Raw genomic sequence first — 16,878 nt, forward strand, 5'->3', positions numbered from 1 at the left:
TAAGGCAAAGTCCGCGCAAGGAGGTTTAATGCTGGTAGTCGCCGCTTTAGGAGGCAATGCGCTGTTGCGCCGTGGTGAGGATGTCACTGCAGAAAATCAGCGGGATAATGTGAAGCAGGCTGTGCGGGTACTGGCGGATATTGTAAAGGCCGGGCATCGGCTGGTCATTACCCATGGTAACGGTCCGCAGATAGGTTTGCTGGCGCTACAAAACCAAGCCTATGATGCAGATAAAGCCTTTCCGTTGGATATTCTCGGTGCCGAATCCGAGGGCATGATTGGTTACCTAATTGAACAAGAACTCGAAAACCAACTGGGTGAGGGCTATGCGGTTGCGACTCTGATCACTCAGATCGCGGTGGACGCTGATGATCCTCACTTCGACGACCCCAGCAAGTTTATCGGACCGGTTTATGATAAAGAGCAGGCAGAAGAATTAAAAGAAAGGCATGGCTGGACGATCGCCAAAGATGGTGACAACTGGCGTAGGGTAGTGCCTTCACCTGAACCGAAGAAAATACAGGATCTGAAGATTCTCAGGATTTTGCTTGAACAACAGGTGATCACAATTTGCATCGGTGGCGGGGGGATTCCGATCGTGCGTCAGCCGGACGGCAGCTACACCGGAGTAGAAGCGGTCATCGATAAAGATGCGGCCAGCGCTTTACTGGCTGAGCAAGTTAACGCAGATGCCTTGTTATTGCTGACAGATGTTGACGCGGTCTACCATGACTTTGGCGGCTCAAACGAACGCCCGATCAGGCAAATGACCCCCAGCGAAGCCGAAGACTTTGATGCACCGGAGGGCTCGATGGGGCCGAAATTAATAGCTGCAGCACGGTTTGCCCGAAAGGGGAGTTTTAGTGGGATAGGCGCAATGGAAGACGCGTTGGATCTGTTGCAGGGTAACGCTGGCACACGTATCTCCTCAGGGTAACGCTCATGGCCTTCGGTTTACATGCTCCTTTAAGATTAGCGTCACCCGGAAAGTGGGTGCGCCGAAGTACGCTGCTGGTGACCCTGGCGGCGTTTTGCTGGGGTCTGTCAGGCGGCATAGGCGCCGTGCTGCTGGAGCGCGGCTGGGATGCATTTACCGTGTCATTTTACCGGGGGGCGGTTGGCTTTCTGTTCGTTTTTATTTGGCTGCTGCTTCGTCCCCAACGCAGTGGGTTAGCGAATCGCAAACTGTGGTTCTGGTCCGCAATTGCCGGCGCAGGTGTTGCCGGTAACTTCGCTTTTTATTTCTTAAGCATTGGCGAAGGCAGTGTTGCTGTTGCCGCAACCCTGATGTACTGCGCACCGGTTTTTGTTTATTTGGTGTCCTTTACACTCGGTCTTGAGTCGCCCTCATTGCAAAAGTGGCTGGCGATTCTTCTGGTGCTATTGGGGATCGTACTGTTAACGCAGATCTACACACTCGGCGCGGGCGCAGTCTCGGTATTCGCGGTAACCACTGGTCTACTCTCAGGCATGTCCTATGCGTTGTTTATCTTCGGTTTTAAGTACGCTGCCCCGCATGGTAGTCCACAGGCTATTCTTGTGATAGCTTTTGCGGTACTCGCGATTATTTTGATTGCGCTCGGTGAGGTGAGCGAAGTTGTTGCAGCATTTTCCACACCGAGTTTGCCGTTGCTCGTGTTGCTGGGAGTGCTTGGCGCAGGTTTATCCTTTATTTTTTATATCTTCGGGCTCAATTACACGGCGCCTGCTGTAGCCTCAATAGTGGCAATGGTAGAACCCGTTACGGCTTCGTTATTTGGTGTCGTGGTTTTAGATGAAAAACTCAACCTGATACAACTAACGGGCATGGCACTGATTTTGATTACCGTCACTATGCTAAGTGTTCACTCAAGCCGTCGTAAAGCTTCCATTTAGGTGGTTATTAGAAACATGAAAAAAAATCAATCGCGAGCGATAGTTGTTGAGGGCGGCGCCATGCGTGGTATTTTCGCTGCCGGCGTGCTGGATGGCTTTATGCGTGAGAACTTTAAACCTTATGACTTTGCGATTGGTGTTTCCGCCGGGTCGACCAACCTGATTGGTTATCTGACAGACGACTATCAACGTAGTTACCGGATCCTCACAGAACTTGCGCAGTCGAAAGATTTTATCGACCCCGTGCGTGGACTGCTGGGCGGGCACTTTTGTGACGTTGAGTGGCTCTGGCGCACTTCCTACAACGAAATTGAATTGCATTTCGCGCGCTACCTCTCGGCTAATGTGCCTTTGTACGTGGTCACCACCCGGGTTGATGACGGGTCGCCATGCTATATCGAAGTCACCGAGGACAATATGCATCAACTTTTCCCTGCCTCCTGCGCGATTCCGTTAGCTTTTCGGGACTTCCCTGAAGTTGCGGGTGTGGCAATGACCGATGGTGGCGTGGCGGATTCTATTCCGGTGCTTAAAGCCTATGAAATGGGGGCGCGGGAAATTACCGTGATACTGTCGCGGGCAAAGGGTTATCGCAAGAAGAATGGCCACACCTTAGCGATCACCCGAAGTCTCCTGAGTCAGTATCCGAAATTATGTGACGCCATCGAAGATCGTGCTGAACGTTACAATGCAACTGTGGATTTCATCGAAAACCCGCCCGACGATTGTGTGATACACATTATTGCCCCGCCAGAAGATATGCCGGTAGGACGTTTCACCCGGCAGCGCGAGCGCTTAGATATAGGATATAACGCCGGCCTGCGTGCGGCATTCGAGCATATTGATCATCTTTGAATTAGGTTTCAAGGCGATGTTTTAGTTGTTGAAGCTCGGAATTTGTCATCGTCACTCGTTTCCTCATAACGGGCTGATACGCTTTGCCCCTTAGCGTTGATGCCATTTATCGACCAGACACCGGTAATAGGATGCTGGGTGACCCGCCCGCTGAGTTTGACGACTTCACCATTATCGAAGGTGACTTCAACGGTACAAAAATGATTCACCTCTTTTTTGAAATCCGGCACTGAGATACTTACAGGTTGTGGCTCAACTGTTGCTTTGCGGCGCTTGTGCCAGCTAAGTTGCTGTATTATGAAGCTCACTAAACGTCTCCTTGTCAGATCTAAATCTGAGTGTACAAACTATCAGATCTGTTTTGTAGGATTCATTGAGTGCGAGCGCGCGCCGCATGCAATTTTTTGTAACTATCCAGTAAGCGTTGGTGCTTATCCAGACCTTCCAGCTGCATGTTGGTTGGTGTCAGCCCGGCAAACGTGACGGAACCCTCAACCGAACCGACTACCGCACGCATGGTTTCCTTGCCGTACATACGTTGCAGGTTATGCAGAAAGTCTGCCATTTCCAGTTCTTCATCAAGTTCAATCTCGAGCGCCGCCTGCATTGCGCGGTAGAACAGCACGCGTTCGACGGTGTTATCGTTGTACTGTAAGAAAGCCTCGACCAGCTCCAGTGCTTCTTCATGGCGTTGCAATGCCAGATAAATCAACAGTTTAAGCTCAAGAATGGTGAGTTGGCCCCATACGGTATTTTCATCGAACTCAACACCAATCAAGGTGATGATATCGGTGTAGTTATCGAGCTGGCTTTCTTCGAGTCGCTCGACTAAATCCTCAAGCTCATTGGTGCTGAGCTGATGCAGATTCAGAATATCCTTACGGAAACTCAGTGCCTGATTGGTGTTATCCCAAACTAAATCTTCAACCGGATAAACTTCTGAATAGTCCGGTACTAAAATCCGGCACACCGGAGCGCCAAGGTCATTGTGTTGAGCGACGTAAACTTCTTTGCCCATCTCAGCAAAAATCCCGAACAGGGTATCGGCTTCCTGTTGATTGGAGCCGGAGAAATCCCACTCGCAAAACTCGTAATCACTGCGCGCACTAAAGAAACGCCAGGAAATAACGCCAGAAGAATCGATGAAGTGCTCGACAAAGTTATTCGGCTCGGTAACTTCCATGCTGTTAAAGGTCGGTGGCGGCAGGTCGTTGAGACCTTCAAAGCTGCGGCCCTGTAATAGTTCTGTGAGGCTGCGTTCAATCGCTACCGCCATACTCGGGTGGGCGCCAAATGAGGCAAACACACCACCGGTGCGAGGATTCATCAAAGTCACACAGGCGACCGGGAACTGCCCGCCGAGGGAGGCATCTTTGACCAGCACCGGGTAACCCTGGGCTTCCAGCGCTTGCACACCCTCTACCAGGTGCGGATACCTGGCCAGTACGGTTTCCGGTACATCGGGCAGGGCAATTTCCTGTTCAATGATTTGCTTTTTCACTGCCCGTTCAAAAATCTCCGACAAACATTGGACTTGGGCTTCCGGTAAAGTGTTACCGGCGCTCATACCGTTACTTAAGTACAAGTTTTCGATCAAATTCGAAGGAAAGTACACCGTCTCGCCATCGGAGTGCCGGACAAAAGGTAAGGCACAGATACCGCGCTCAGTATTACCAGAATTGGTATCAACCAAATGGGACGCGCGTAGCTCGCCATCAGGATCATAAACTTCGCGGCAATAGGCATCGAGAATAGCGTCTGGCAGGCTGTCATCGGCCTCCGGTTTAAACCATTTCTCATTTGGGTAGTGAATAAACTCAGCGTTGGCGAGTTCTTCACCAAAATACTGGTCGTTGTAAAAAAAGTTGCAGCTCAGGCGTTCAATGAACTCGCCAAGTGCTGACGCCAGTGCGGCTTCCTTGGTGGCACCCTTGCCGTTGGTAAAGCACATGGGCGAGGCCGCATCGCGGATATGCAATGACCATACATGCGGCACAATGTTGCGCCATGATGCGATTTCAATTTTCATGCCCAAATCGGCAAGGATCTGCGTCATGTTGGCAATGGTTTGTTCCAGCGGCAGGTCTTTCCCTTCAATGTAGGTCAGTTCGCTGCCATCGGGCGCTCCCATGAGCAGGGCCTGGGCATCCTCATCAAGATTCTCAACAACTTCGATCTGAAACTCAGGGCCCGTTTGCACAACTTTTTTAACCGTACAGCGCTCGATGGAACGTAAAATGCCTTGCCGGTCTTTGTCAGAAATATCATCAGGCAGTTCGACCTGGATCTTAAAGATCTGGTTGTAACGGTTTTCCGGGTCGACAATATTATTTTGTGAAAGACGAATGTTGTCGGTGGGGATATCGCGCGAGACGCAATACACCTTTACGAAGTAGGCAGCACACAACGCCGATGATGCCAGGAAGTAATCAAACGGACTCGGCGCTGAACCGTCGCCTTTATAGCGGATGGGCTGATCAGTGATAACGGTAAAGTCATCAAACTTAGCCTCAAGGCGCAGATTGTCGAGAAAGTTTACTTTAATTTCCATGGCGGGCTACCGAGGTTACGAATGAGGAGGTATGCCCGCTATTATCCCTTATAAGCTAACGCTTTTCCATGCCGAAGGCTTCACGCATGCTATTTGCAAAAGCGACGAGCTTTTCTTTCATGGTCCGTTTTACGGAAACTTCCACCGAGCCCAGCAGTGACCAGCCGGTGATGGTAATTTGCGGTGCCTGGCGGCCCGCCATTGATGGCGCATGATTTTCCGATGAACCAATGATGTTGAACATACGCGTGGTCACATTGACATTTTCCGGAATGAATATCTCGAGACTGCCGAGGACATTGGTGACATTGACTTCGATATGCTGGTGCTGGAAAACCGCATCAGTAAAGTCAATTTTTGCCGATCCCAACACGTCAACCACTATTATTTTCTTCGGTACAAGCCATTGCCCTTCGCGGACATTGGAGCCAAGAATGCTGATTAACTTATCATCGTCTGATTCGCCGGAGGCGGCGTAATTTGGTGTGAACGAGCGCTCTTTTTTGTCGTCGTAACTGGTGTCCGCCTCAAGTGGCAAGTCAGCGACTAAGTCGACTAATTCCTGGTGGATGTCCGTTGCCATAGCCTCATCAAGGCGGCGTTCAAAGGCTTCAGCGGAGATAATGGCACGGCTGTAGTTGACGATGAGTTTGTCTACGGTTTCTTCACGGACTTGCTCAATTGGACGGTCTTCAAGTTTTACAGGCATAGTTGTTCCTTATTGTTCGAACCATGCTAAAACCTATGCAATATAGAGGCCAAAACCTAACATATTGTATTTACGGTGTTTATTTATGATCTTCCGTCGTTTTAGGTAGGCAATTTAACCAACTATAGCCAAAAACCACAAAATAGTGTGAAAAAACTTAACGATTTTTGCTATTCGTTATCCGCGTAGCCACTACCTATGGCGCTGAAGGGAAGTCGCAGGCCAAGTTCCGGGAATTGTAATGCGATCCAGGCTGGGAAGGTGTTGCTGTTAGGCCCGGGGATCGCCCGGTATTCGTTGGCCCAGGGGTAGCGTTGCGAAGCTGCTGCGATTTGTGGAATGAGTTCAGCCGCGCGGATTCCGGTGACGGACAGGAGTTTTTCCGGGCGGGCGCCATACCAGTAGCGATCAGGTGTTTTGGTTTGATAGACCCGCAATGCTGGCGCGCCGTTGTCAACGCGCCATCCGACGACTTCATAGACCGTATACTCTGAGGCATTTTGCGGTTTGACCGCCAACCAGGTATGCACGGCAAACCAACCGCGCCAGCCAAAGGCATCTGCCGCATAGGCCTCAATCACTGCTTCTTGTTCTTCCAATGGATTAGCAGCCAGGCCCGCTGATTCACGCGAGGCATCGCGCCAATCGCTGGATGAACAGCCGCTGAGCGTTAGTAAAAAGAGCGCGAAAAGAACAATTTTTTTCATAATAACCACCCAAACTACCCTTTGTTACAAGATTAATGCTAAAAGTCGATGATAAGAAGGATCTTTTTTGTTATCTTCTCGTTACTTTAAACCTCCATTGATGGATCAACTGTTATGAGCAAAAAAGGTATTGTTATCGGTGTTGTAGTTGTGGCCGCAGCGCTTTCGATTACCCCTTATGTTATTGGTTCGCAAACCGAATCAGCAATTCAGGATCAGGTTGCGCTGTTTGATAGTTCACAGCCGATGTACCAGGCCAGGGTAGTAAGTTATGACCGGGGCTGGCTCAGCTCAAATGCGGTTATTGAAGTAGGAATAGATTTAGACGATTTAGGCTTGGGTGATGAAGTAGAAACTGGCGTTGCCACATCCTCGTTCCAGTTGTCAGTACAACACGGCCCGATCCTGACTGATCAGGGGTTGTCGCTGGGCCTGGCTTCCTGGCAGTTAAGCAATGATGGACGGGGGCTTGAGGACTATGTGCAGTGGGACAAAGAACAGCTGCTTTATTTGCAACAGGGTAGTGTCAGTTTAGCCGGTAACGCCACCTACAGCGATGCGATACCACAGCTTAGTAACACCGCTAACACGGGTGAGGTCAGCTTTACCCTGGCCGAATATGTCGGGCACGGTAGTTACGATGGTGAGACACTCATTTACGATGGCTTATTTTCTGATTTTGTTTTGAGCGTCGAATCCTTAATGGTCGAAATGCGCAATGCGAAACTTAGCATGGTCGCCAGCGCAGATATTGCCACGATACTGAAAGGGGACTTCTACACAGGTACCGGCCAGCTGTTGCTTGACTCGGCAACTGTAACCACCGCTGAGGCGGGTGAAGTCGCCGCAGTGGATGAACTGTCAATGGATTACATCACTTCATTGAGTGAAGACACGAGCACGAATACCACACTTGCGCACATGAACATCAATTATGGTGCCAACAGTTTGCGAATAAATGGAGTTGAGGTGGCAAACCTGCGTTTCGATACCGCCATCAACAATCTCGATAAAACATTTCTGGATGCGTATCTGGAACAGATTCGTGCCGGTTTTGGCGAAGACCCAGAGCAAATGACTATTATGTTATCTGAGCTGTTTGAAAGCCATGGTTTGGCGTTTTTACAAGCGCAACCGGAACTGGCCGTCACTGAATTTAGCGGCATCCTGCCACAAGGTGCATTTAATGCTAATGCGGCAATGTCCGTTGCAGGCGTAACAGCACTGCCTGATTCTATGGAAGACGATGCCTTCTGGCGTCAGCACCTGCGCGTCGACAGCGATGCGACCATTGCCAAACCCTTGTTGCAGTGGGCGACAACAAGCTATGTGCATATGAGCTTGGTTAATGCCGGACAAGCCAATGAGCTGACTGCCGAGCAGTTAGATCAGATTGCCGCACAACAGGCGGCGATGATGATTCAGGCATTTATCCAGCAGGGTGTGTTACGTGAGGAAGATGACACTTACATTTTCGATTTTGCCATCGCTGACGGCATGATGACAATAAATGGTCAATCGATGCCGCTGAATCAGGCTATGGGCGCCATGTAAATTGGCTTGTAAACCTTAGTTACAATTGCTTACCACGCCGCAATACCGCTGAGAACTTGTCAGTGTTATGTTGTGGGCGTGGTAAGTTTTGGTTAACTACAATTGGTCATCAACAATAAGGCAGTCAGGTTATGTTTCAGACATCATTTTCGGCTTTCTCTTCAGTATTGGTTACGGCTGTTTGTGCAGCCTGGCTACTGAGCGCGCCTGCGGCTTATGCTCAGGGAAGCGAAAACTTAACCATTTGTGAAAGTGGTGACTGTGAACGCCAGTTAACTGAACTTGAGCGATTGGCCCGCAAGGGCAGTGGTGATGCCGCTGCTGTGGTCGCACTGGCGTACGCCAGCGGTGATGGCGTCGAACAAGACATTGACAAGGCCCGGCAGTTTATTGAACAGGGCGCGCGCCGCCGCAATCCGTTGGCGATGTATGTGCTATCCGATTGGTACAGCCGCGGTTTTGTGGTCGAAAATGATGCTTCGGAAAGCGTGCTCTGGCTCGACCGAGCGGTTAAAGCGGGTTATGCCCCGGCTCAGTACCTGAAAGCAACCCATCTCTTGGCGACCGAGGACGCGGATACACAGCGTCAGGCAGTTCCATTACTTGAACAAGCTGCGGCACAGAATCTGCTTACCGCGATGTATGCACTGGCACGATTGCAGCAAACCGGCACGCTGATGGAGCAGGATCTGCCGGCAGCAGGAAAATTGTTTGCCCGCTTAGCACGCTCAGGTTACAGCGATGCCCGTCAGCAATTACAACAAATTAACCAGCAGCTGACTGGCACCGAGTTTGCTGCGTCTGAAGACGGCGAGCGCTTGCAACAAGCTGAAAAGGCGATGGAGCGTATCACCGTGACGGCAGACGCAAGTTTGTACCGTAGCCAGCTGGATCGCCTGGTGAATCAGCTTGAGGCTTCTGGTAGTTTCGATAACCGGTCGATTGGTTCACGTATTCGTGGTGTCGGTTGTGCGGATACCGGTTCCGCATGTTCAGTTTTAAGCCCGGGCAAAGGCCAGAGCAGCCTCGGCGATGTACTCAGCGGTAGCAGAGGCGGCAATTAATGCCGTCTTAAATTTGCCCACCTTCGCATTATTAGGTATTATTCGCGGCCTTTGACGGGCTGCTGCCCAAACTAAGTACTAACTTACGAACGACCATGGAGTTTGGGCCCTTGTTCCTACTTACGCCACCCTAGACGTAACAGCTTTCTTTTCTTTATTCGCTGACTGATTCTGCTGTCGGCGCTCGTACGTGTTTCTATCGATTTACTAACTAACAAGTGATTACAACTATGTTGAAGACCATGCAAAACCAATGGTTCTCCAATATCCGTGGCGATCTGCTCGCGGGTATCGTGGTGGCCTTGGCGCTTGTCCCAGAGGCAATTGCCTTTTCTATTATCGCTGGCGTCGATCCTAAAGTGGGTCTTTACGCATCGTTCTGTATCGCCGTAATTATCTCGTTTACCGGTGGTCGGCCTGGCATGATTTCCGCCGCGACTGGTGCGATGGCACTGTTGATGGTGACGCTGGTTAAAGATTATGGACTGGAGTACCTGCTGGCCGCGACCTTGCTGACGGGGGTACTGCAAATCGTTGCCGGCTACCTGAAGCTTGGTGACCTGATGCGCTTTGTTTCGCGCTCAGTAGTAACCGGCTTTGTTAACGCGCTGGCAATACTTATTTTCATGGCTCAGCTGCCGGAGCTAACCAATGTCACCTGGCATGTTTACGCCATGACTGCCGCTGGCCTGGGGATCATCTATTTGTTTCCTTATGTCCCGATCATTGGCAAGGTTTTGCCGTCGCCACTGATTTGCATCATCAGTCTTACCATTGTCGCAATTCTCTTTAATATCGATATTCGTAATGTCGGTGACATGGGACAGCTTCCCGATACTCTTCCGATTTTCCTCTGGCCTGACGTACCCTTAAACTTGGAAACCTTAACGATCATCCTGCCCTATTCTGTGGGTTTGGCAGTGGTTGGTTTGCTGGAGTCGATGATGACAGCAACCATCGTTGATGATTTGACGGATACCGAAAGTGATAAAAACCGTGAGTGTAAAGGGCAAGGCATTGCCAATATCGGCTCTGGCTTATTAGGCGGGATGGCAGGTTGTGCGATGATCGGGCAATCGGTAATCAACGTCAAATCAGGCGGTCGCACTCGACTTTCAACTTTCTCCGCTGGTATCTTTTTGCTGGTAATGATTATGGTACTTGATGAGTGGCTGCAGCAAATTCCAATGGCGGCTTTGGTTGCTGTCATGATTATGGTGTCTATCGGTACCTTTAGCTGGGATTCACTGCGCAAAATGCGCAAGCACCCGTTGTCGACCAACATTGTGATGGTAACGACAGTCGTTGTAGTGGTGGCTACCCATAATCTGGCGATTGGTGTTGGCGTGGGCGTATTGCTTGCTGCTATGTTCTTTGCCAACAAAATTGGCCACTTCATGCATGTTAGTTCAACCATAAATGACGCGGGCACGGAACGTCAGTATCACGTCACGGGTCAAGTTTTCTTTAGTTCGGCAGATAAATTCGTCGCTTCCTTTGACTTCAAAGAAGCAGTCGATAAAGTAGTGATTGACCTGACACGCGCGCATTTCTGGGATATCACCGCAGTAGGGGCTTTAGATCGGGTGGTACTGAAATTCCGTCGTGATGGTGCCGAGGTAGAAGTGCTCGGCCTGAATGAAGCAAGTGCGACCATCGTTGATCGGTTTGGGGTTCACGATAAACCTGGTGCTGCTGACGAAATCATGGGCGGCCACTAAGCCGCGGGAGAACAACATGTCTTACGTAGTTGGATGTATTGACGGGGCGACCACAAACACTGCCGTTTGTGAGTATTCAGTATGGGCGGCAAAGCAATTAGATGCGCCTTTAATGCTCTTGCATGTGCTGGAACAGAGTAATCTTGAGGTAAGTACCGATGTGACCGGCAATATCGGTCTCGGTACGCGCGAACATCTGCTAGAGCAATTAGCGCTGCTCGACGAAGAGCGCGCTAAAGTAGCGTTAAAACACGGACACATGTTACTTGACCAGGCAGAAGAAAAAGTGCGCCAGTCAGGTCTCACTGAGGTGCAACAACGCCAACGTCACGGCGGTCTGGCGGAGACCCTGCTGGACCTTGAGTCTGATGTACGCCTTGCTGTACTCGGTCTGCACGGCGAAGATTCAGTCAACCAGTTACAGAAAGTTGGCAGTCATCTGGAAACCGTGATTCGCACTGTGCATCGTCCCTTGCTACTTACGCCGGATCTGTTCAAAGAACCCAAAAGTGCAATGCTCGCTTACGATGGCAGTGCCACAACTAAAAAAGGTGTTGAGCTGATCGCAAAAAGCCCGCTGTTAAAAGGTATGCCAGTGCACCTGGTCATGATTGATGCAGAAACTGCAGATAATCAGGAGCGGCTGGATTGGGCTGCTGAGCACCTTCGCGCGGGCGGCCATGAGGTCGAAACTAAGTTGCTGGCCGGCAATGTCGAAGAGAGCTTACACAAGTACCAAATCGAGAATGACATCGACATTATGGTGATGGGTGCATTTGGCCATTCGCGCATCCGGCAGTTTCTGGTGGGAAGCACGACCATGCGGATGTTGCAGGAAAGCACAACACCAGTGCTGGTGCTGCGCTAACGTCAAACCTCCGGATAACCTGTCAGGTCACTGCCTGACGGGTTTGGAAGCGCGGCTCGAGATAGGTCCGCGTTTGCATAATTTCCTGCAATCGCTGCAAGGCAAGACCAACATCTTTAAAGCTGGTGTAGAGCGGGGTAAAGCCGAAGCGCAGGTAATTCGGCGCGCGAAAGTCAGCTATAACCTTACGCTCAATCAATGCTTGGCAAATGGCATAAGCTTCAGGATGGGCAAAGGATAGCTGACTACCACGTTGCTCTGAGTCCAGCGGCGAAATACAGTCAAACTCGCCGGCAAGACCTGATTCATCGAGCAGTGCCAGAAACACCTCAGCAAGCTGCACTGATTTTTCACGCACCTGTTCCATCGATACGTCACTGAAGGCATCCAGCGCCGCATCAACCGCACTCATGGCCAGAATTGAGGGCGTGCCACTGAGCATTTTTTCGATACCGGTAGCAGCCGCGAAGGTTGCATCAAACGCAAAGGGCTGGGCATGACCGAACCAGCCGGACAAAGGCTGGGTAACCGTTGGTAAATGTCGTTCGGCAACATAAATGAATGCTGGCGCCCCAGGACCACCGTTGAGGTACTTGTACGTACATCCGACGGCAAAGTCGGCTTGCCACTCATCGAGTTCTACGGGTAATGCTCCGGCGCTATGGGCTAAATCGACAATCACCACAGCCCCGACCGCATGTGCTTGCTGAATAATCTCAGCCATGGGTAAGCGTCGTCCGCTGCGGAAGTTGACCTCAGTCAGCATGACGATTGCTGTCTCAGCGGTAATGTGGTGCGCAAGGTTAGCGAGTAACTCAGCTTCCTCGGCCAGCACCAGTTCACAATTCTCAGCGCCAACCAGTTGTTGCAATCCCTGCACCATGTACAAATCGGTCGGGAAATTATCTGCTGTTGAAAGCACCTGCTTACGCGCGCGGCGCGACTCGCCTCGCGCATCCAGCACAGTAAATGCCGCACTCAGCGCTTTGAACAGATTGACGGATATAGAATCACAACAGATAACCTGGCCGGGTTGTGCACCAATAATAGGTGCGAGCTTATCGCCAACTGTACGTGGCAGGTGGACCCAACCGTGTTGGTTCCAGCTACTGATACCGTCTTGTCCCCATTGTTGGCCGGTGACGTCCGCGACGCGGCGTTGGGTCGCATGGGTCAACAGACCCAGTGAATTGCCGTCGAGATAAACGGTATTTTTGGGAATGACAAAATGGTTACGTAATTCAGCCAGTGGATCTGCGGCGTCGCGCCGTTCGAGTTCAGCGAAGTTAATCTCAGTCATTGATTGCTTCCAGGGTAGTAAGCAGTTGTTGCCAGGCTGTCGTACCGGGGTGTACCCAGTCGAAATGTCCCGCGTTGTCGTCGAAAACCACTTGCACTAAATCGTGTTGCGCATAATTTTCGGCCTGAGCGATGGGTACGATGCTATCCGCTTTACCCTGTAACAGGGTGACACTCAGCTGCACCGGCTGTTGACTCGGATTTGCGGTTTGCCAGTCCGCTGGCGTGGCGTGCGCCATAAACTGAACTCCGGCTTGCTGACAGCCGCCATCAGCAGCGGTATAGCTGGCGAGGTCAGTGATCGCAGCAAGCCCCACAACATGGTCGATGGTGTCAGGAAAAGCGTTACCGGCAAGTAACGCCAGATGGCCGCCAGCACTATGGCCCATGGCAATAACTTTACGCTGTTCAAGTTGCAGTTCAGGTGTTGCTGCCAGGATCTGCACCGCTGTTTGAACGTCGTGCCAGGTCCCCGGCCAGCCTCCGCCGTTATCACCGGTGCGGCGGTACTCCAGCGATGCTACCGCGTAGCCAACTTGTTGCAAGGCACTGGTTGCAGCGTAGGTGTGCTTGATGTCGTAAGCATTGAGCCAACAACCGCCATGAATAAACAGGATCAGCGGTGCAGAGTTCGTCGGGCCCGGCCACAGCTCGATGAACTGCAATGGATCATCGCCGTAACTAAGACGTTGCGCTGGAGCCTGGAAACTGAGCTCCGTGACCGCCTGATAGGGAACGTTTGCCTTCACATGGGTATCGGTAGTAGCTGAACAAACGAGCGGTGCAAGCGCAAGGCTTGCAGCGAGCGCAGAGTAAAGGAATTTATAAGAGCGCATGAATGGCCTAAAGTATTTTAAAAGTTTACGGAAAACGTTTTTCGATGGCTTGGTGCAAATCTTTTTTCAGACCCAGCATGAACACGACTTCGGCGACCACAAATAAAGGGCCAATCGCCAGCCCCATGATGTCATCGACAAATGCTGGTTTACGGCCCTCAAAAAAGTGCCCAATGAACTGGAAAATCCAGCCGACGACGAACAGACCAATGCCCCAGCTTAACCAGAGCGTGGTGGACAGTGCTGCTACTTGCACGCCCAGTATTACCGTGAGCGCAAGTAAGACGGCCATCAGCAGCCCCAAGGGGCGGTCAAGACGAAGATAAAAGAACGAAGCGACCACAGCGACAATCAGGGCGGGGCTCAGGAACCAGCCGTCAAATGCCCAATGCGGACGCGACAATAAAATTTGTAACGCGATAACAATCATAGGGATACCGATGAGGTGGGTCGCTATGTTGCGACGATCACGATGGTAGGCGGCGTAGTCAGCTAAGTGGTCAGTTATTGTTTTCATAATCTTGCCCTGTCGCAATTGTGCTGTCAGTATGACGGTTTGCTGTCTACTATAAATAGAAAATCCACTGAAGGGAAAGTCCATGCGCGATAAATTGGAGCGCCGCTCGTTTTTGCTTCTGCTTATACTGGTAAGTATCGCTTTTGGGTTCATTCTAGAACCTTTTTTCGGTGCCATCTTTTGGGCCTGCGCGGTGACGGTTATTTTTGCACCTATGCAACGCTGGGTAATAACAAAAATAGGTGATAAGCCCAATACCGCTGCCGGTATCACGCTGCTCACCTGTATGGCGATCGTTGTCATCCCGGTTATTTTCCTCAGTACAGCTTTTGTCAAAGAAGGCATCGCGTTTTATCAGCGGGTTGAAGCGGGCGAAATTGATCCGCGGCAAATTATGCAACAGCTGCGCGATGCGTTTCCCTGGTTCGATCGCTTACTCGTTGAGCTTGGTATTGATACCAGCAATCTACGTGAGCGCATTTCTAACAGCCTGGTGAGTGCAACACAATTTCTGGCCAAAGAAACTCTGACGATTGGGCAAAATACCTTCAGCTTTCTTATAAGCCTGGCATTAATGATGTATCTGACGTTTTTCCTTTTGCGCGATGGCAGCAAGTTGGTACAGCTTATCGTGCGTGCCTTGCCATTGGGCGATGACCGTGAAAAAGCCTTGTTTAAAAAGTTTGCTGAAGTCACGCGGGCAACGGTAAAAGGCAATCTGGTTGTGGCGATTGTACAGGGGGCTTTGGGTGGCTTTATTTTCTGGATACTCGATATACCCGGGCCATTATTGTGGGGCGTAGTGATGGCATTTTTGTCGCTTATTCCCGCCGTTGGCGCAGCCATTATCTGGTTTCCGGTGTGCTTGTATCTCTATGCCACGGGTGACTGGGTAAGTGGTTCCGTACTTTTAGTTTATGGCGCGGTAGTGATTGGCCTGGCAGACAATGTTTTGCGACCAATTTTAGTCGGACGTGATACCAAGCTGCCAGACTACATTGTGTTGTTCTCTACGATTGGTGGCCTCACCATTTTTGGTATTAACGGCTTTGTCATTGGCCCTTTGGTTGCGGCATTGTTCATGGCAACCTGGCAGATCTTCATGAAGGATTTTAATGGCGAACTTTGATCTTTAAATTAATCAATATCAGGGCGGTGATAGCCGCCCTCAACGCCCTCTTTACTGAACACCCACTGCCAGAGCTGTAAATCACGAGCGCGGAAGGCGCCTGCGCAGGACAATAAATAGTAGCGCCACATGCGTTTGAAGGTTGTGTCATAAGCGTCACTAAGCTGTTCCCAGTTGTGCTCAAAATTGTCATGCCAGGCCATCAGGGTACGGTCATAGTCAGCGCCGAAATTATGTATATCCTCAGCGGTAAAATGTGCGCGCGAGGCTTGATCAATGTGCGCCAGGCATGGCAGCTCGCCATTGGTGAAAATATAGCGTTCGATCCAGGGGTCGGTGCCCCGAACATCGCGATTTCGGCCAATAGTATGAAGTAAAAACAGACCGTCGTTTTTCAGGCAGCGTGCGGCGACATCCATGAAGTTTGCGTAGTTTTTCTGTCCGACGTGTTCGAACATACCGATACTGACCACTGCATCAAAACGTTGATTTATTTCACGGTAGTCCTGCAACCTAAACTCTATAGGAAGTCCTTTACACAGCTGCTCACCTAAGGCGACTTGTTCTTTTGAAACGGTCACGCCGACGCAACGAACACCATAATTCTCCGCAGCGTATTTCATAAAGCTGCCCCAGCCACAGCCAATGTCGAGCACTTGCATACCTGGGCGTAATCGCAGTTTGCGGCAAATGAGTTCAAGTTTATCGCGTTGTGCGGTGGCCAGATTGTCAGCTTTGTGCCAATAACCGCAGGTGTAAACCATACGTTCATCCAGCATAGCCTGATAAAGCCGATTGCCGAGGTCGTAGTGCTGTTGCCCCACCTGGAAAGCGCGTTTGCTGCTTTGTAGATTAAATAACCGTGCTTTCAGGTGATGCCATAAAAAACGCGACGGCTTAATTTGGTCGCCAAGCTTGGCACGCAGAACGCGGTGGAAAAACTCATCTAATTGCTCACAGTCCCAGTCCCCCTGCATGTAACCTTCACCAAGTCCCAGGTTTCCGCGGGCGAGAACGTCGTTAAACAGCTTAGGGTTGTGCAACTGCATGTCCCATGGACGGGAACCATTAATGCGAATATCAGCACGGTCAAGTAACTCTTCGATATAAGCTAGGGTCTGCATGAGCGCTCCTGAGTAGCTGCTAATAAGTTTAGCTGAACTGAGATAGAACGCATTCTATCGTAGCAAGTG

At 50.7% G+C, this 16,878-nt stretch carries 16 protein-coding genes; 8 read left to right on the plus strand and 8 right to left on the minus strand.

Features of this window, described 5'->3' with window-relative positions:
- The first annotated feature begins 28 nt into the window (after nucleotides 1–28).
- The 3 genes from arcC to CWI69_RS11205 are packed head-to-tail and all read left to right on the plus strand — an operon-like array spanning nucleotide 29 to nucleotide 2,730.
- Nucleotides 29–937, plus strand: a complete 909-nt coding sequence (arcC, locus tag CWI69_RS11195; RefSeq protein WP_126764378.1) for a carbamate kinase — start codon at nucleotides 29–31, stop codon at nucleotides 935–937.
- Nucleotides 938–993: 56 nt separating this feature from the next.
- Nucleotides 994–1,875 (plus strand): DMT family transporter, encoded by an 882-nt coding sequence (locus tag CWI69_RS11200; RefSeq protein ID WP_241971107.1) that lies wholly within the window; start codon nucleotides 994–996, stop codon nucleotides 1,873–1,875.
- A gap of 15 nt (nucleotides 1,876–1,890) precedes the next feature.
- Nucleotides 1,891–2,730 (plus strand): patatin-like phospholipase family protein, encoded by an 840-nt coding sequence (locus CWI69_RS11205; protein WP_126764381.1) that lies wholly within the window; start codon nucleotides 1,891–1,893, stop codon nucleotides 2,728–2,730.
- A gap of 8 nt (nucleotides 2,731–2,738) precedes the next feature.
- On the opposite strand, the gene CWI69_RS11210 is transcribed toward CWI69_RS11205, so the two are convergent.
- The 4 genes from CWI69_RS11210 to CWI69_RS11225 all read right to left on the minus strand — a co-directional run bounded on the left by CWI69_RS11210 (nucleotide 2,739) and on the right by CWI69_RS11225 (nucleotide 6,697).
- Entirely contained in the window at nucleotides 2,739–3,038 is a 300-nt protein-coding gene (locus tag CWI69_RS11210; RefSeq protein ID WP_126764383.1) for a hypothetical protein, read from the minus strand.
- Nucleotides 3,039–3,100: 62 nt separating this feature from the next.
- Entirely contained in the window at nucleotides 3,101–5,281 is a 2,181-nt protein-coding gene (locus tag CWI69_RS11215; protein WP_126764384.1) for an OsmC domain/YcaO domain-containing protein, read from the minus strand.
- A gap of 55 nt (nucleotides 5,282–5,336) precedes the next feature.
- The gene (locus CWI69_RS11220) at nucleotides 5,337–5,990 is read right to left on the minus strand and encodes a LiaF domain-containing protein (protein WP_126764386.1); all 654 of its coding nucleotides are present in this window, start codon (nucleotides 5,988–5,990) and stop codon (nucleotides 5,337–5,339) included.
- 170 nt (nucleotides 5,991–6,160) lie between these two features.
- Nucleotides 6,161–6,697 (minus strand): DUF3750 domain-containing protein, encoded by a 537-nt coding sequence (locus tag CWI69_RS11225; RefSeq protein ID WP_126764387.1) that lies wholly within the window; start codon nucleotides 6,695–6,697, stop codon nucleotides 6,161–6,163.
- A gap of 114 nt (nucleotides 6,698–6,811) precedes the next feature.
- Between CWI69_RS11225 and CWI69_RS11230 the strand changes: the two genes are divergently transcribed.
- The 4 genes from CWI69_RS11230 to CWI69_RS11245 all read left to right on the plus strand — a co-directional run bounded on the left by CWI69_RS11230 (nucleotide 6,812) and on the right by CWI69_RS11245 (nucleotide 11,904).
- Nucleotides 6,812–8,251, plus strand: a complete 1,440-nt coding sequence (locus CWI69_RS11230) for a YdgA family protein (RefSeq protein ID WP_126764389.1) — start codon at nucleotides 6,812–6,814, stop codon at nucleotides 8,249–8,251.
- A 131-nt stretch (nucleotides 8,252–8,382) separates the two neighbouring features.
- Nucleotides 8,383–9,315 (plus strand): tetratricopeptide repeat protein, encoded by a 933-nt coding sequence (locus CWI69_RS11235; protein ID WP_126764390.1) that lies wholly within the window; start codon nucleotides 8,383–8,385, stop codon nucleotides 9,313–9,315.
- A 230-nt stretch (nucleotides 9,316–9,545) separates the two neighbouring features.
- On the plus strand, nucleotides 9,546–11,036 hold the full coding sequence (locus CWI69_RS11240) for a SulP family inorganic anion transporter (protein WP_126764392.1): 1,491 nt from the start codon (nucleotides 9,546–9,548) through the stop codon (nucleotides 11,034–11,036).
- Nucleotides 11,037–11,052: 16 nt separating this feature from the next.
- The gene (locus CWI69_RS11245; protein WP_126764393.1) at nucleotides 11,053–11,904 is read left to right on the plus strand and encodes a universal stress protein; all 852 of its coding nucleotides are present in this window, start codon (nucleotides 11,053–11,055) and stop codon (nucleotides 11,902–11,904) included.
- A 22-nt stretch (nucleotides 11,905–11,926) separates the two neighbouring features.
- Here CWI69_RS11245 and kynU read toward each other — a convergent pair whose 3' ends face one another.
- From kynU to CWI69_RS11260, 3 genes are read right to left on the minus strand one after another with little or no spacing between them, the layout of a single operon-like run.
- On the minus strand, nucleotides 11,927–13,195 hold the full coding sequence (kynU, locus tag CWI69_RS11250; RefSeq protein WP_126764508.1) for a kynureninase: 1,269 nt from the start codon (nucleotides 13,193–13,195) through the stop codon (nucleotides 11,927–11,929).
- 1 nt (nucleotide 13,196) lies between these two features.
- Nucleotides 13,197–14,039, minus strand: coding sequence for an alpha/beta hydrolase family protein (locus CWI69_RS11255; protein ID WP_126764395.1), 843 nt, complete (start codon nucleotides 14,037–14,039; stop codon nucleotides 13,197–13,199).
- Between the two features lie 25 nt (nucleotides 14,040–14,064).
- On the minus strand, nucleotides 14,065–14,556 hold the full coding sequence (locus CWI69_RS11260; protein WP_126764396.1) for an Mpo1 family 2-hydroxy fatty acid dioxygenase: 492 nt from the start codon (nucleotides 14,554–14,556) through the stop codon (nucleotides 14,065–14,067).
- A gap of 82 nt (nucleotides 14,557–14,638) precedes the next feature.
- On the opposite strand from CWI69_RS11260, the gene CWI69_RS11265 reads away from it, so the two are divergent.
- Nucleotides 14,639–15,685 (plus strand): AI-2E family transporter, encoded by a 1,047-nt coding sequence (locus tag CWI69_RS11265; RefSeq protein ID WP_126764397.1) that lies wholly within the window; start codon nucleotides 14,639–14,641, stop codon nucleotides 15,683–15,685.
- Between the two features lie 8 nt (nucleotides 15,686–15,693).
- Here CWI69_RS11265 and cfa read toward each other — a convergent pair whose 3' ends face one another.
- A complete protein-coding gene (gene cfa / locus CWI69_RS11270; RefSeq protein ID WP_126764399.1) occupies nucleotides 15,694–16,809 on the minus strand; it encodes a cyclopropane fatty acyl phospholipid synthase in 1,116 nt (371 codons plus the stop codon).
- Between the last annotated feature and the right edge of the window lie 69 nt (nucleotides 16,810–16,878).

The organism is Pseudidiomarina halophila, from assembly GCF_003987215.1.
GTDB classification, from domain to species: Bacteria; Pseudomonadota; Gammaproteobacteria; order Enterobacterales; family Alteromonadaceae; genus Pseudidiomarina; species Pseudidiomarina halophila.